Below are 16,861 nucleotides of genomic sequence, written 5' to 3' on the forward strand. Positions count from 1 at the left end.
CACCGGAAAATTAGTGCTGAAAGGAAGATAAACAGGCGCAGAGATAGAAAGTATCGTTCTCAAACCGGAGCCCAAGGCAGCGATAACCGCTGCTTTGGGGATGCATTTTCCAATAGATTCAGTACCGGCAACGGTACATAAGGCCTTTTAAAAGGGGCACACTAAGCAATCTTCACAATTTCACCGTTGATGGAATATTTTGTCACCAACTCTTTGGCAAAATTGAGATTGCCGGGAGGAGTCATTAAAAATAAACGACCGCCTTTTTGGCTTACCAACATACTCAACAAACGAAGCTTCGAAACAATTTTATCCGGACTATCCCCTTTAAGAATAATTTCAAAGTAAGATTGCTCAAAAAGCTGTTTCGCAGTTACGTCGGGAATAAATCGTTCATCATCATTTTGACGCTCGTACGCAATAGGAGCCTCAAAGCCTTCCATGTTGGCACGAATTTGCTCATAACCCTTGCGTTTGACCCACTCAACTACTGTGGGGATATACGATTGTTTGCTCATAATTTGTAAAATAAAAGTTTATAGTTCGCAAGGTAAATGGCAGAATTTTTTCTCAGTTTCTGACAAAACAACTGCAAACGTAACGATAAGAAAAAATGATATATAAAATTTGGCTTCACAAAGCCATCGTTAGAAGAGGATCTATGAAACACTATTATTCGTGCTGTATTGCGTGAATAATAGTGAATACTGCCTCACTAAAGTCAATAAAAATGACAGGTTTTTTCAGTGTCATGGCTTCCAAAGTACTGATTTTTAGTGTATAACATAAAAGCGAGAGTTGCCTGATGCTGCAAAAGAATGGGTAGCAACTTAAGGAAGCCTTGACGCAATGATTGATTTAATAAATAGGGTCAGTGTTATTATGCCCGTTGTAAACAGACATTGGATTCTTTATCTAACCGATACTTATGCAAAATTACGCCAAAAAGTACAATAACACTAAACAAAGGTTCGGGTTCCCGAATAATTCTCTCGAAATTCTTTCGGAGTACATTTGTTTCTTTTCTTAAATAGCTGATTAAAGTAAGCTAAAGTGCTGTTTATGCAGACAAAACCATCAAACAGTCATTGTCGGTAAGCGGAATCATTTCGTGTCGAAATAATACTCATTTAGTATACAAAAAGGATAAAAGAGATGACCGGTTTTTTATGTATTTAAAATTACAACGTATTGATGTATAAAAGAATGGTCCTATTAATTGATGTTCATTGAGTCCATTTATCAAAGACGGCTACAAAATGAAGCTTTTGAATTGTATTATTCTTTTTGTAAAATAGGATATATTATGGATGTATACTGTTTTTGGCACAATGAACACACAGGTTGAAGGCGAAAAAGAGGAGAATTTTCGAGAATTTATCCAAATAGTTTTCGAATCTGTCACAATCCTTGTCCCTAAAGTTTTTTATCGAAAAAATGTACCAAAAAGGCACAAGTATTGTTTTAATTTGCTCATAAGTATCCCACTAGAGATATCAATGGGATTTACCGATTTAAGTATGTTATGAAAAGTTTAACCCCTTAGTTATTATGAGCACCATCCATAATCTCAACTTTATTTTTAAAGGCACTACGCTCAACCTGGAACAGGGTCTTAATGCAGAGTTCATTTTAATGTCCGGAAAAACGTTATTACCACCGGTAGAAGAAGGTGTTACCAGTTTGTGGGAATCTTCTGAATTGGTAAGAGTATATCGTTCTCAACAATCAACTCAGACAAAAACCCAGTTTCTTTCTTTTGGAGATGAAAGAGTAGAAATTGAACCGTTGAAGAAATACAAGACTGTGCGACTGTTAAAACTTTCGATTTCGACTGAATGGTTGAAAGAGAATAATTTGCTGGAGTCTTTCGCACAGATCAAAAACCTGTACGATTTTGTTTCGTTACCCTCTTTCTACGAATCGTTGGATGCTCAATTGTTGGCGGTGGTTCGAAATTCCGATCCTGCCCGTCTACACAGCAACCTACGTTTGAAAAGTGCGTTGTTCAATTATTTGAATTCCTATTTTGAGGTGTTGAAAAGCCCAAAGGTCTTGAAAAACGACCGCCTCAAGATCGAATGGGTTGTAAATAACTATATGCTCCAATTTGAGCAGCCCATTCCTACCATCACTGAGCTAAGCAGTCAGTTGAGCATGAGCGAAAGTAAATTTAAGTACTTGTTTAAAGAAGCCTTCGGAATGCCGTTTTATCAATATTATCAGCAAAAACGCATGCAACAGGCCGGCGAATGGCTGAAATCAGGCGAGATGAACGTGACGAGTGTTTCGCAAAAACTCGGCTATAGTCACCCCATTAAATTTATCGGGCAGTTTAAAAAATTATTTGGTGTAACACCTCTCCGTTTTGCCAAAGGGAAAGAATAAGGTTTGTATTTAGTTATGAGTAGGCACTGAGATTTCGTATTTTTGTAGAAGAATTGTGGTGGTGCCTATTATTATACTATATGAATTTTCCCTCAAAATTAATTGAAGAAGCAGTAGGTGAAGTATCAAAACTTCCGGGCATTGGAAAAAAAAGTGCCTTAAGAATTGTGCTTCACTTACTGAAACGTACCGAAAAAGAAACCCACGCCTTGGCGGCGGCGTTGGTATCAGTAAGGACCCAGATCCATTACTGCAAAAAGTGCCATAATATTTCAGACGGTGAGCTGTGCAGTATCTGCTTAAGCCCAAAACGCGATGCCTCAGTGATTTGTGTGGTACAGGATAGCCGTGATGTATTGGCTATCGAAAATACCGGGCAGTACAATGGGCTTTACCATGTACTTGGAGGAATTATTTCTCCTCTTGAAGGGATCGGCCCCGGCGACCTGAAAATAGAATCTCTTCTCGAAAGGCTTCAACATTCTCCTGAAGTAAAAGAAATCATTCTTGCTCTGAGTCCAACCATGGAAGGAGACACTACTTCTTTTTATCTGCAAAAGAAATTAAAATCTTTTTCGCTGAAAATTTCAACCATCGCCCGTGGTATACCTATCGGTGGAGACCTTGAATATGCCGATGAAATTACATTGGGCAGAAGTATTGTGAGTAGAATCAACTACGATTAGCGTTTTCATCTCTAAAACCAACTGTGCCGGACCAATCCACCCATCAGGGCAATATAGGATTTGGTTTAAAAAATTGTCAGTTACGTCAGTAGAATCGGGCGGTTGGTCGCTTATTTGACAAGATTTAATCCTATCCAGGCTTGCCAAAGTACCAGATGAAAAACTTTGCTCATTACACCGTCGAGGAATTTGCAGCAGAACCGCTGTTTATTCGGTGGGTGCAGCAACCCGACGATGTCGAGCTGAGTAATTTTTGGCAAGTTTGGCTTACGAATCACCCCTACAAATCAGACGAAGTCGCTGAAGCACGAACGCTGGTGGGCCAATTTTCGGACACCTACATGGGCATGACGTCCCAGGAAATGCGAACGCTTTGGAAGCGAGTTTTAGAGTCTGTCCACACCATCCCTGAAATTGATCCGCTTGACAAAGAGGTAAAACCTTTGGCCTCCGCTTTTTATCTGACCCGTTGGCTTATTGCCTTCTTTGTTGGATTAGCACTTGTAGGTTGGATTATCTGGAAAATTTATTAGTCTTAATACTACGCCTACGCTTTGCCGTCGAACGCCGATAAAAAGGTGTATTTTGTCGACGTAATCTTAAAAAAGTACAAATAATAATTCTAATTTTTTTAGAATTAAGCAGCATTAAAATGGAGAAAAACTTAAAAATAGTCAAAAAAATACGCAAAAATTTATGTTCGGCAACGTTCCCGGTAACGATTGCGTAAAATATTTTAGCCGAAACTTTGCTTACGTTAGGCAATAGCGTTAAACTCGACAACCTTTATTTATGAATATTTACTATCGAAACCCAAAATAGTTACATTTTAACCTATTTCAATTTATCTAAATTATGAGAAAAGTCTCTACTTTATGTAGTGTGTGGGTAGTTGTGGCGTTATTGAGTGGATCGGCCGTTATGGCTTCTACTCCGCCGACAAATGGCCGTGGAGGTACCGGTACTCCAAACGTAAACGCTGATAAAAGTGTCAGTGGAAAAGTAGTTTCATCCGAAGACAATGCCCCTCTTCCCGGAGTAAGTGTTTTGGTAAAGGGAACCACCGTTGGAACAAACACCGATGCGGAAGGTAACTTTAAGATCAATATTAAGGATAATAATTCTGTGTTGGTAATTTCGGCGGTTGGTTTTGAAAAGAAAGAAATTACCGTTGGCAATGGCACTATCTTTAATGTTACATTGAGCGTAGACCAAAAAACCCTTAATGAAGTAGTGGTTGTAGGGTACGGTACTCTAAGAAAGAGTCAAATGACGGGGGCGATTTCGCAGGTAAGTGCCAAGCAACTTCAGGAAATGCCTATTACAAGTATAGGACAAGCCATGCAGGGCCGCGTTGCCGGGGTGGATGTTTCGCAGTCGGGGTCCAGACCGGGTTCGGTACCAAAGATTCTGATCCGCGGTCGCCGTTCATTCAATGCCGGAAATGATCCGCTTTATGTGGTTGACGGGATTCCGCTGTCGGCCGGCTATGAAGACCTGAATCCAAACGACGTAGCATCTATGGAAGTGCTTAAAGATGCTACGGCCACGGCTATCTACGGTGCCAGAGGTGCCAACGGGGTAGTGTTGGTAACTACAAAGAGAGGAGCGGTAAAAGGGAAAACAACCGTTACTTTTGATACATATGCGGGTGTTTCGAAGCCACTCGACAAAATCCACTTGTTTAGCGGACCCGAATTTGCAGAGTATGTACGTGAAGCCTATCGTGCCACCAATGGTTATAAAGACGCCAACGGTAACCCTGTTCCGACGGGCGTTGCTGATGCGGCAGCTGATGCCAAAGTAGCGGTTTTGGGTGGTGACCCGGCCGTAGCGAAAGGACTTGCAGCCGGCACAAATACAGATTGGCAGGATTTGATTTTAAAGAACGGGTTTATGCAAAACCACTCATTGGGCGTACAAGGTGGTAATGACAGAACACAGTTTTATATCTCAGGCGGCTTTTTTCAGGATAAAGGAGTTTCAGAAGGGTTAGATTATACCCGTATTTCGTTGAGAGCCAATATCGACCATAGTATCAATAAGTGGTTGAAAGTGGGTCTTTCTTCCTATACCATGTATAGTTCCAAAAATGGAGAAAACCTGAACCCTTATGCTTTTACGATTCAACAGAACCCGTTGGCGACTCCCTACAACGACGATGGTACAATTAAATTCTCGCCAACAAATGATGCCCTGTTAACCAACCCATTGTCGGAGATTGTTCCGGGAGCTCAGGTAGATAATACCAAAAGATACAGAATCTTCAATAGCCTTTATACTGAAGTCAAAATTTTGGATGGCTTAAAGTACCGGGTGAATTTCGGACCTGACTTTACAATCTCAAGATGGGGACGTTTTATCGGTGCTGCTACCAATGCCCGTAAATTCGGAGATCCACAGGCATCTTCACGTAACGACTTCGGTTTCAACTGGACACTTGAGAATATAGTAACATATAACAAAACCTTCGCTCAAAAACATAACTTCAGCGCCACAGTACTGCAATCTATCCAAAGAGATAATTTTGAAAGATACACTACTGATGTACAGGGGGTTCCGGCAGAATCGCAGCAGTTTTACAGCTTAGGTAACGCAGGCTCGGTTTTAGGAGTAAGCAGTACCTTGTCTCAATGGACCATCAACTCATATATGGCTCGTATCAACTATGATTATGACGACAAATATTTGTTGACAGCAACGATCCGTCGTGATGGTTCGAGCCGTTTTGGTGAGAATACTAAATACGGTAACTTCCCGGGAATTGCCTTAGGCTGGAATATCAGCAATGAACCGTTTTTGAAAGGTGTTTCCTGGATTGATTTATTGAAATTGAGGGCCGGTTGGGGTAAAGTAGGTAACCAAGGGGTGGCACCTTATCAGACACAAGGGTTGTTGACCAGAACAGCCTACGCTTGGGGAACTACCGCTGCTTTTGGCTATCGCCCTAATACAATCGGAAACCCTGACTTAAGATGGGAAACGTCCGCTACTACCAATATCGGTTTAGACTTCGGTTTCCTGCGAGGACGTATTCAAGGTTCGTTGGAATTCTACGAAACGAATACAACCGATTTGTTACTGTCTGATCAATTGCCGGGTTCCATCGGATTCGGTGCTGTGACTCGCAACGTAGGCCAAACGCGCAACAAGGGAGTTGAATTAGGATTTACTACTGTCAATGTAAACACCGCCGGTGGTTTCAAATGGACAACTGACTTCACATTCACTAAAAATACAGAGGCGATCATCTCTCTTTACAATGGAAAAGTGGATGACGTAGGAAACCGCTGGTTTATCGGACAGCCGCTTAACTCCTACTATGATTACAAAAAAGTAGGTATTTGGCAGTTGGAAGAGAAAGAAACCGCGGCTAAATTCTATCCGGGAGATAAAGCTAATCCACTTGGGGCCGGTGTAGGTCAGGTGAAAGTACAGGATACCAATGGAGACGGTGTCATCACTGCTGCGGATAGAGTATTGCTTGGCTCGGATATTCCGAAGTTCAGCGCAGGATTTACAACGCGGTTTTCATACAAAGGATTTGATTTATCTGCCTTCTTTTTCGGTCGTTTCGGAAATATGATCGTGAGTGGTTTCCACCAAAACAGAAACCAATTGGCCGGTCGTTATCAACAGATCAAAGTAGATTATTGGACACCGAACAACCCAACCAATGAGTTCCCTCGTCCATTCAGTACCCAGGAATTTCCGCAGTACAATACTACTTTGATTTATTTTGACGGTACATTCGTCAAATTAAGAAATATTAACTTTGGCTATACAGTTCCGCAAAGTGTTGCCAATAAAATGAGATTGGAATCACTGCGCTTGTATATGAGTATTCAACAACCTAAAATCTGGTCTACATACCGTAGCAAGTACAACGGAATTGACCCTGAAGCAAGCATTACTTCGTCGGGTAACGGTACAACATCGGTTAGCGAAAACGTTGTTCCTGCTACATCGGTCACAACGGTGGGTTTGAACATTCGTTTCTAATTCAGGGATTTAAATAAAGATTTTTAAAACATTAGACACAATGAAACTGAACAATATATTAAAGCCAATTAAAATCGTTGGTGTTGTGGCGTTGCTGTTGACTTCTCAGTCATGTAAAAACCTTCTGGACGAAAAGGTCATCTCCGGAATCGGTAATGACTACATGAATACCCCGAAAGGGTTTGAAGATGCCGTAAAAGCAGCTTATTCTTCGCTTAGATATTATTACGGAACTCAGCAAGGGCTAACCATGACCGAGTATGGTACTGACATCTATGCTACCGGTGCTGATGGTGGTTATAAAGGTTTTCACTTCTACGATACACAGCTAAACCCAACGGTTGACTATATAGGGCTTACTTGGGACGAACTTTACCGTGGTATCAATACGTGTAATGCGATCATTGATAGAGCTCCGGCTGCAACAGTTACGGATGCTGTCAAAAAACTGAGAGTCGCAGAAGCTAAATTTTTAAGAGCACATTATTACTATCTATTACACCAACAATTTGGCGGTGTAGATTTAAGATTGAGTGAAACGCTGGCTCCTACTAAAGATACCAAAAGAGCAACGGATGCTGAAATGTATGCGGCGATCATCAAAGACTTGGAGGATGCCATTCCTGCCTTGGAAGCGAAAGCCCAATCGGCTGATTATGGTCGTGCTACAAAACCGGCTGCCGAAACACTGTTGGCAAAGGTTTATCTCGCAAAAGCATATTCTGCGTCAAAAGCTACTGATGATTTTGCTAAAGCTGCTGCCTTGTGCAAAACAGTAACTACCGCCTATGGATTTAAGCTATTGGATGATTTTGCCAGTGTTTTTGATGAAAATAATCAGGTAAACAGTGAAGTAGTGTTTGCGGTGCAATACACCTCAGATCCTTTGACCAACCTGACCAACAACACAGGGGCGGTGAATGGTGGAAATAACCTGCACTTGCTTTTCGGAATGCAGTATGATGTGCAGCCCGGTATGAAACGTGATATATTTTATGGACGTCCTTTCAAGCGTTTGAGACCTACACCTTATTTCCTGAATACGGTTTTTGCGGATCGTGTTAACGACTCTCGTTACAAAAAGACCTTCAGAGATACTTGGCTCTCAAATAACCCCGGCTCAAACCTGAATCCTTCTTTTGATGATTCCAAAACCAAGTTAACCTTTGCTGCCGGCGACACCGCTATTTTTATTCCGGGTGTTGAATGGACAAAAGCGCAACGCGCGGCCAAAAAATACCAGGTATTGGTACCAAGTATGTACAATGAGGCACTTTTTCCTACGTTGCAAAAATTCTTTGATACAAAACGCCCTGACTTAACGTATGAAGCCGGTAGCCGTGATTATTTCGTATTCCGTCTGGCAGATGTGCTTTTGATGCAAGCGGAGGCGTATTTGCAATCAGGTAATAAAGCAGAAGCTACAGCTGCCTTTAATCAGGTTCGCTTCCGCGCCGGATGGCCCGGCAAGAAAGATGCGATGCTCATCAAAGAAGCCGATATGAACTTTGAGCAAATTATCGAAGAGCGCGGACGCGAGTTGGCCGGAGAGCAAACCCGTTGGATGGATTTGAAGCGTTGGGGGCTTTTAGTTGAGCGGGTTCAAAAGTATAATCCGCAAGCTGCAACCAATATCAAAGCTACTCATAACCTTCGTCCGATTCCGCAAACTCAAATTGATAGAAGTGCGAAAAATGCGGAAGGTGTATCGGTCTTTGCGCAAAATCCCGGATATTAATCGGCAGATCGCAACTTAATACCAACAAAAAGAGGAGCGAAAGCTCCTCTTTTTGTTGGTATTATCTAAGGGCAGAGGCAAGCCCTGCCCCTACAGGCGACTACCTTCTGTTATCTTCTCCCCCGACCATACTCAAATAGCTTTCAAAGCGGCTCATGGCAATGGTGCCGGCTTCTACCGCATCTTTGACAGCGCATTTGGGCTCGTCGATGTGGAGGCAATTATGGAATCGACATTCTCCGATCAGCTCACGTATTTCGGGGAAATAATGGCCAATTTCTTCCTTTTCCATTTCTGATAATCCCAATTCCTTGATTCCCGGCGAATCAATAATAAACGTATTGGGGGCAAGCTCAAACATTTCTGCAAATGTAGTTGTATGCACACCTTTATTGGCAAAGGTAGACACTTCATTGGTACGCAGATGCAAATCGGGAGCAATGGTATTGACCAGTGTCGATTTGCCTACCCCTGAATGTCCCGATAATACGGATATTTTCCCCTGCAATAATGTTTGAAAGGTTTCAACCCCTTCTCCGGTTACGCTTGACGTGGTGAAGCAGGTATAACCCAAGCTGTTATAAAGGTTTACCAATTCCTGTTGATAAGCTTTGGTTTCATCGTCAAAAAGGTCTTGCTTATTGAAAATGACAACGCCGGGTATCCGAAAAGATTCGGCTACTACCAGCAATCGGTCAATAAAACCTAAAGAAGTACGCGGGAAAGTAAGTGTAGCCACGATAATGGCTTGGTCTACATTGGCCGCCAATAAGTGCGCGTGAGCTGATTTATGCACCGACTTTCGCGCAATATAATTGCGACGGGGCAAAATATCATTGATCACTCCTTTGCGGGCAGTTTCATCTTCTATTTCCCAGTACACAGAATCGCCAACGGCCACCGGGTTGGTTACTTTTAGGTCATGAAACTTGAACTTGCCCCGCAGGCGGCATTGCCATATTTCTCCTTCAGCGTCGCGAACGTCATACCAAGAGCCGGTAGAGCGAATCACTAATCCCTGAAGGGATTGTGCATTGGTTTCTTCTGCCCGCTGCGCAATAACAGCCGCACTTTTGGTCTGAAACTTAACGGGCGGAGCCTTTATTTTACCTGATTTTTTCAAATTATAATCTCCTGAAAATCGCTTCTATGTCTTCAATCGTCACTTTTTCTTTCCAGTCATATCCTACTGCATGATTCCACATGTGGTCCAGTTTATAAGACACATGTGCCATCGCGGTGATCTGTTCATCGGTCCAATCGTTGGATAGCCCTTGCGGAAGGGTTATGTTGTGTTTGGCAATCATTTCCTTAAACTCAGCCACTCCGTCCGGATAATAATCGCCTAAGTGGTTGAAAGCAATACAGTTGGAATAACAGTGCCGCATTCCGAGTATTTTGGAAAGACCATAGCTAATGGCGTGACAAATCCCCACTTCCGAATACGTCAGACTTAAGCCGCCCATAAGCGATGCCACCATAAGTTTGTCGTCGTTTTCGGCGGTTTGCCCGCTGTTCTCGCCCAAATAAATTTCACGGCAAAGTTTCATTGACTGCTCCGCGTACGCGTGCGAATAGGCATTGTTAAATTGCCCATTCTCTGATTCTATGCAGTGAATATAGGTATCCATTCCCACATAAAACCACCAATCGCGCGGGACGGTAGCGATCAATTCAGGGTCTAAAACCACTTGGTTAAAAACCGTCCATTCACATTTCAGACCCAGCTTCTTTTCAGGGCCGGTCAATACCGCAGTCATGGATACTTCCGCGCCTGTACCCGAAATGGTAGGTACACCAACGTGGTAAATGCCCGGTACTTTAATGAGGTTGAGACCTTGGTACAAGGTAGAAGAACCTTCATTGGTAACCATGAGAGACACACACTTAGCAATGTCCATAATGGCTCCGCCACCGATTCCTACAATGCCCGAAGGTAAACCTTTAGCGGCCAGAATCTCATCACGAAGCGCATCAATTTGCTCAGTAGTAGGCTCGTGCGGGTCTACATCTATAAAGTAGACGGTATCTTCCGGTTGTAGCGGTAAACGGCTTTCGAGCGCTTTGCCTTTAAAATAATTATCGACAATAAACACCATATAGCGATTGTTCTCGCTGCGGTGAGGGGCGAGAATATCGCCTAACTGATTAAAACTCCCCCGTCCAAAAACGGTTTTTTCGATTCCTTTGAAATTCTTATGCATAGCCTCATTGCGGCGTACCGCCTGAAATCCCTAAGGAGGGATTTCGATTTTAATTATTATTTTGGTTGATTGTATTTTGCTGCCAATTCATCCAAAGCAGTGATGATCTGTATCTTTAACTTGTTTTCTGATTTGAAAATGAGTGATGCTGAATAGCTAAACCCGTCAGCCTCATGGAAACCCTGATCAATTTTCATAAACCCTCGACCTTCAAAATTAAGATAGACAAACCAGCCATCGAATTTACGTTTGCGGGCTTTACCTCTGCCATCACTGTCGTCGCAAACGTAGATCGCTATATTCTGCTCTTTTTTGAAAAAATCTTCTGCAATGGCAGCAATGGTATATAAAATTCGCTCATCGGGTGGAATAGGTCCTTCCGGCTTTTCAATTCGCGCAATAACCAATTCGTACACATTGTCAGCAATCGCCGGTTCGGCGTCAAGGACGTAAAAACTGGGCTTGAATTTAACAAGGTAGCCTACTTTAAATCTTGTAAAGAAGAAGTAAACATTGTCATTACCTCCTAAAAACTCAATTTTGTAAGGGGGTTGATTATTTGCCATTCACTTTTTTCAATCGTTCGATAATAGCCCTATATTTAGGATTCGTCCGAGCTTCTTCCTGCATTTCTTTTTGCGTTTGGCGCTTGCTTTCCATCAACCAACGACCCAAACTCTTGGGTGGTTCGGTAAGTTTTTGTTCTGTTGTTTTCATTGGTTCAGCTATTTGTTCAATCTGCAACAACCATTGCTTTTAAAGAATAAGAACACATTTTCAGTATCGCTTGGTTTCCTTTCGCAAATGGCCGTTTAGCAGGTATACGCCACCATTGCTTTACGAATCGCCGCTTCCAGTTTGTTGGCTAAGGTTTCCAATTCCGTCTGTGTCCACGTTACACGAACGCCGAAGGATATCAAACGACCGATCACTTCCTGCGATTTTGGAATGTCTAAATTGGCGTAATCCTGCGGTGCGCCCAGCACTTGAACCGCCAATTTACTCGCTGTACGCAATTCTTTGAGGTGATCCCACTGATTGATGAAGTGATACATATTGGTAAACCAATAATTAAATCCACCTATACCTGCAGCATTGAATTCGTCCACTACGGCTTGCGCAGATTCGGTATCAGGCAGCAATAAATTTAAGAAAGTAGCGGAGTCGCCGTCAGGGTCAGGGATAGAAGCAAAACCTACCCCCGGAATAGCTGCCAAACGGTTCATCAACCATTTTTTGTGCTCATTATTTTTCTCAACCAAGTAAGGTACGCGACGGGTTTGGGCCAGTCCAACGGCCGCGTGAAGCTCCGAAATACGGTAGTTAAATCCAATGATCGGATGCTGTTCCATGCCACGATTTGAACCGACGTGGTCGTGGCCGTGGTCGGTGTAAGAATCGGCAAACTTATAGGCTTGTTCGTCGTTAGTGACAAATACACCGCCTTCCCCTGCGGTCGCAATTTTGAAGAAATCGTATGAATAAGCGCCTGTTTTGCCCCAAAGGCCCGTAAAAATACCTTTGTAACTTGCGCCCATTGCCTGCCCGGCGTCTTCCACCAAAATCAGGTTATGTTCCTTTACCACCGCCATGATGGCATCCATATCGGCCATTTGTCCGCACATATGAACCAGACAGATTGCTTTTGTTTTGGGGGTCAGCACTTTACGGATTCCATCGGCGCTGAGGCAAAGGGTTTCGTCGATCTCGGCAAAAACGGGCAATGCACCGATCATCAAAACTGCTTCTACGGAGGCAATGTATGTGAAGGGGGGAACAATTACCTCATCTCCTGTACCGATGCCGGCGGCGACCAATGCCGTCTGAATGGCAGTAGAGCCACTTGATACCGCGTGGGCGTATTTAGCGCCGACTACTTTGCAGACCTCAGCCTCCATTTCACGGGCTTTCCAAATGTTGTTGCGTTGAGCGTCGTGGTTATAACGGAAAAATATTCCGGTCTCTAAAACGTCGTTGATCTCTTTGCGCTCTTCGGCGCCGTATAATTCAGTTCCTGGCATATTAATGTAGATTTTATAATGCTTTTGATTTCGCACATAAAGATGCTTCCGTTGCAAAAGTGCTGAAAAGCACCAAAGCCACAAAGTTAATGATTTGTTACGTAGCGACGTAACATTTTGTGTCTTACTCGTACCGTTACAATTGAAAGGTAACGTTGGAGGTCAGGGGAGGGTGGTTTACCGAAATATCGGTCATAAAAAGGAAAGAAAGCGTGTATTTTTTCTCACGAAAGAGCTTCTTGGGAAGTTTTATAAAAAAGTCGGGAAATTCCATTCCCATCCGTTCATTGTTAAGATCAATGTTGACAATGACACTTTTGGCGTTTTGCGGATGTGTCAGTTCATTCTGCGAACAGTCAAAAGGAGTATCAGAAGGATGAAGGATAATAAATTGGTGCACGATCTTGTCCAGATACGTAAGTTGAGGTTTGGGATTAATGATTGTGCCTCGAATGATCAGGGATTCGCCGGTTTGATAGGCTTGGTTGATCCGGAGCTTAATGACTTTTACCGGAAAGTGATTGATACCGGCGTAGAATGTTTTATCGTGAAGCGGCTCCGGCAATTGATAATGATAAAAATTATTATTGGTGATTTTGTTTAAAATATTGACTTCAAAGCAATTGTAGCCGGAATTGTTCAGGTAATAATTTTCTATCTTGGAGATAAGCAGTTTTTTTCGAGCTTCTGTTTCCCGAACCATCGGAATAAAAAACTTTAAATTGACAGCAATGGCAGCTATCAAACCTATACCAAAGGCTGTTTTTTGAATGGTTGCTGAATACCCCGAAAGAAAATCGTGGATCATAATGAGGCTACAGGAAGCAAAGATCATGGAATAAATGCGATAACGCTCAGTAATGGCAGATTCGATACCGTATTCGTATCGTTTAATGGTTGTCATGCCGGCCATCATCAGGCAATAAATGACCACTAAAAACACAAATGGATTTTGAAGGTAGTATTTTCGATAAAGAGCAATACCGGCCAGCATTATAAAAAGAAACCCCGTGGGTAATATTTTAAACCCGATGCTGCCCGCAAAGGCAATGAAAAAGATGATTGCCCGAGAAAGCTGTTTGAATAGTAATTCGGAAGAAGGGTGACGGTAAAGCGGTTCGTAATTCCAATAATAGCCTACTACAATTATCCCGGAATAAAAAAGCCAAAGCGCCAGTAATTGATAACGTTTTTGGAAAAAAAGAACGCCGCTGACAATGATCAGCAACGCCAGTCCGCCGCTGTTGGAAAAAATGGAAAGAAACGTGCAGAGAAATGTAAGAAAATCAGCCTTGGGTGTTTTTTTTAGTACAAAATGAAGCGTTGCCAAGCCAAACACAACCGTGAACAGATTGGAATTTTGCATCGGCATCAGGGTGTTGGATGCCGTGCAGATAATAACAAACGCAATGGAGATGATCCACCATTTTTGCTCACCTATGTGTTGGTAAAACAAACCGACCATAAAAAGCAGGCTTAGATTACCAAGAATACTCCAAATCCGTACATCAATGAAACCCATCAGCCAATATTGCAACAGCGCAACTGCGCGGGTGACCACAAGGCGGTGCTCGTTGTGTTGACCAAATAAAACGCTCAGTTTTTCCCACCAAGAACCGGATTCTTTAAACAGGTTAAACACATCCATGACGTAAATGTCGTCACCGAAAGGGATATTAAGCAGGTTTTTATAGAGAACAAACGCGAGGAGAAATACGGGAATAATAAAAGAAATTACCAACCAAGGTTTTTTGGAAAAAGGCATGGTGAAGGAATACTTTTTAAGCGGTTTAGTGTTCTTTGTTGGCGATCAGAGTTTTCAAATATAGGAAAAATTAACAAATAAGCATGGAGATAGATGACCGGTTGGCAAACGTAAGGATGAATAAAAATAACGTTCACTGCATACCTGTTTTAGTCAACTTTTTTGTCAAATCCTTTCTCTTTCAATTCTTTAGCGGTCAGTTGAATGACCTTCACTTTTAGTTTAATAGGAGAAAGGGGCGTATCTGTAGTGTCCGTTTTGACCGCTACAATGGCATCAACTACATCCATGCCTTTAAATACCTGCCCGAAAACGGTAAATTTATCGTCGAGGCGAGCAAGTCCTTTCTTATTTTGGACAATATAGAACTGACAGCCCGCCGACAGCATTTCGGGGTTATTGTCGCGACCCGCACCCACGGCACCGTAAACGTGTCTTATTTCTTTTCTGAACTCGGGTTTCAGCAAATAGGGAGAGCCTGAAAAACCGGCAGGTGTATCGGGACAGCCGCCTTGTGCCACAAAATTATTGATGACACGGTTGAAAGTAAGCGTATCCCAATAATGCTCGCCGGCGAGTTTGATAAAGCTGGCTTTGTGGTTGGGCGTTTCGTCGTATAGCCAGAAGAGTATCTCACCTTTTGGGGTATTGATTTGTCCCACGGCGTAGGTTTTGTCTTTGTAAATGGCGCTGATAAGGATGATAGAGAAAAATAATCCGGATAGAATTTTAGCCATAGCGTTATAGTGCGTGAGATGAAGTTTATCCAAAAATAGTAAGAATGGGGAGAATTCAAAAGACGATTTGGGATAACTCACTTTAATGATCGCGGCCTATTCCTCTTCGCCTAAGCCTTTCGTTAGCTCCGCCTGCAATGTCTGTGCACCGGTAATGACGATAGGAGCAGAGGGCTTTTTAGTAAATCGCACTTCGATAAAGCCATCTTGGGTTACACCGGTCTTGATTTCAACAGGTTGATAAATGCCTTGAGGTGTTTTGATGAAGACATGCGCGGCTTCTCCGGTGCGTACCACTGCCGTTTCCGGCAGGGTTTCAGCTTGGCGGGGAGAAGCTTCCAACTTTCCGTTGATATATTGACCTGCCAACAGGCGAGTGCCGTTGAGACGGGCGTAAGCGTCTACGGTACGACTGGTCGGGTCGAAATTGCTGCTTAATCCGGTGATAGTAGCTGAGCCACCGGGGAATACTATTTTTTGACCTACTTTGATTTGCGGCAGGTCTTTTTCAAACACTTTCAAGACCAGACGAGCTCCTGTTTGATTTACCACCTCAAACAACGCCTCTCCCGCAGTAATAGACTTTCCAATAGTGGCATGTGTCATTTTAACAACGCCCGCAATAGGGGCCCGCAAAGCAATGGTTCGTACGATCTGATTGATTTTCAGGCTTTTGGGGTCAATGCCGATCACCTGTAATTTGGCTTCCAGTCCCTGTTTCCCCGCTTCAAGAACACGAGCGTCGGATTCCGCCTGTTGGAGTTTACGTTTGGCTCCAACGTCTTCCTGCGTCAGCGTGGTTTGACGTTGACGTTCCTGCTCGGCAAAGGTCAATTGACCAACCGTTTTCCAGTAATCTTCCTGCAACTGAATGAGTTCGAGACTTTCAACAGTGGCGAGCGTGCTGCCTCTGCTTACTTGACTGCCTGCCAATACATTAATATTTCGCACGATGCCCGTAAGTGGAAAACTCACCGAAGCGGTTTGTTGCGGCGGAGCTTCTACCACACCGTTAAGTACAATGGCATCATACACTGTGCGCGTTTCGGGACTGCCCAACGTAATGCCAAAGTTCTTTTCCTGCTCGGCGGTGAGTTTGAGTTCTGTTGGAGCGGCAGTTGTTTCTTCGGTTTGGGCAGTTTCGGTTTTGTTACAACTGATCAGAAGAAAACAGAGGGCAAAAGGCAGAAAGGCCATTATTTTTGTCATATCAACTGTGCCTGCTTTATGCTCGTTCATGCATTTTTGGCCCTTACAGGGTGACAACGCGGGCTTTTGGGTTTTTATAAATGTATTGGTGATTTTCATTGTCTATATTTT

General features: G+C 43.0%; 14 protein-coding genes. 5 read left to right on the forward strand and 9 right to left on the reverse strand.

The features are described from left to right. Positions 1-161: 161 nt before the first annotated feature. Positions 162-518, reverse strand: coding sequence for a hypothetical protein (locus tag ACQY73_RS30440; RefSeq protein ID WP_428657942.1), 357 nt, complete (start codon positions 516-518; stop codon positions 162-164). Positions 519-1,551: 1,033 nt separating this feature from the next. Between ACQY73_RS30440 and ACQY73_RS30445 the strand changes: the two genes are divergently transcribed. The 5 genes from ACQY73_RS30445 to ACQY73_RS30465 all read left to right on the forward strand — a co-directional run bounded on the left by ACQY73_RS30445 (position 1,552) and on the right by ACQY73_RS30465 (position 8,814). Continuing rightward, positions 1,552-2,388, forward strand: coding sequence for a helix-turn-helix domain-containing protein (locus ACQY73_RS30445; RefSeq protein WP_428657943.1), 837 nt, complete (start codon positions 1,552-1,554; stop codon positions 2,386-2,388). 80 nt (positions 2,389-2,468) lie between these two features. Further along, entirely contained in the window at positions 2,469-3,074 is a 606-nt protein-coding gene (gene recR, locus ACQY73_RS30450; RefSeq protein ID WP_428657944.1) for a recombination mediator RecR, read from the forward strand. A gap of 155 nt (positions 3,075-3,229) precedes the next feature. After that, positions 3,230-3,607, forward strand: coding sequence for a hypothetical protein (locus ACQY73_RS30455; protein WP_428657945.1), 378 nt, complete (start codon positions 3,230-3,232; stop codon positions 3,605-3,607). A gap of 388 nt (positions 3,608-3,995) precedes the next feature. Then, the gene (locus ACQY73_RS30460; protein WP_428668570.1) at positions 3,996-7,076 is read left to right on the forward strand and encodes a SusC/RagA family TonB-linked outer membrane protein; all 3,081 of its coding nucleotides are present in this window, start codon (positions 3,996-3,998) and stop codon (positions 7,074-7,076) included. A gap of 40 nt (positions 7,077-7,116) precedes the next feature. Continuing rightward, the gene (locus ACQY73_RS30465; protein WP_428657946.1) at positions 7,117-8,814 is read left to right on the forward strand and encodes a RagB/SusD family nutrient uptake outer membrane protein; all 1,698 of its coding nucleotides are present in this window, start codon (positions 7,117-7,119) and stop codon (positions 8,812-8,814) included. Between the two features lie 100 nt (positions 8,815-8,914). Here ACQY73_RS30465 and rsgA read toward each other — a convergent pair whose 3' ends face one another. From rsgA to ACQY73_RS30505, 8 genes are all read right to left on the reverse strand, one after another. Continuing rightward, entirely contained in the window at positions 8,915-9,823 is a 909-nt protein-coding gene (gene rsgA / locus ACQY73_RS30470) for a ribosome small subunit-dependent GTPase A (protein ID WP_428668572.1), read from the reverse strand. A gap of 115 nt (positions 9,824-9,938) precedes the next feature. Further along, positions 9,939-11,018: an iron-containing alcohol dehydrogenase family protein gene (locus ACQY73_RS30475; protein WP_428657947.1), complete on the reverse strand. Its 1,080-nt coding sequence runs from the start codon at positions 11,016-11,018 to the stop codon at positions 9,939-9,941. A 56-nt stretch (positions 11,019-11,074) separates the two neighbouring features. After that, positions 11,075-11,584 carry a DUF6169 family protein gene (locus ACQY73_RS30480; protein WP_428657948.1) on the reverse strand — a complete coding sequence of 170 codons (510 nt, stop codon included), beginning with the start codon at positions 11,582-11,584 and terminating at the stop codon, positions 11,075-11,077. Next, a complete protein-coding gene (locus ACQY73_RS30485; protein WP_428657949.1) occupies positions 11,574-11,735 on the reverse strand; it encodes a hypothetical protein in 162 nt (53 codons plus the stop codon). The genes ACQY73_RS30480 and ACQY73_RS30485 overlap by 11 nt, the downstream gene beginning before the upstream one ends. Before the next feature lie 95 nt (positions 11,736-11,830). Then, on the reverse strand, positions 11,831-13,039 hold the full coding sequence (locus ACQY73_RS30490; RefSeq protein ID WP_428657950.1) for a DegT/DnrJ/EryC1/StrS family aminotransferase: 1,209 nt from the start codon (positions 13,037-13,039) through the stop codon (positions 11,831-11,833). Between the two features lie 136 nt (positions 13,040-13,175). Then, complete coding sequence (locus ACQY73_RS30495; RefSeq protein WP_428657951.1) at positions 13,176-14,804, reverse strand: hypothetical protein; 1,629 nt, start codon at positions 14,802-14,804, stop codon at positions 13,176-13,178. A 149-nt stretch (positions 14,805-14,953) separates the two neighbouring features. Beyond that, entirely contained in the window at positions 14,954-15,541 is a 588-nt protein-coding gene (locus ACQY73_RS30500) for a peptidylprolyl isomerase (RefSeq protein WP_428657952.1), read from the reverse strand. Positions 15,542-15,637: 96 nt separating this feature from the next. Further along, complete coding sequence (locus tag ACQY73_RS30505) at positions 15,638-16,849, reverse strand: efflux RND transporter periplasmic adaptor subunit (RefSeq protein WP_428657953.1); 1,212 nt, start codon at positions 16,847-16,849, stop codon at positions 15,638-15,640. Positions 16,850-16,861: the final 12 nt, after the last annotated feature.

The sequence above is a fragment of the Runella sp. genome, assembly GCF_965279615.1.
Classification (GTDB): Bacteria; Bacteroidota; Bacteroidia; order Cytophagales; family Spirosomataceae; genus Runella.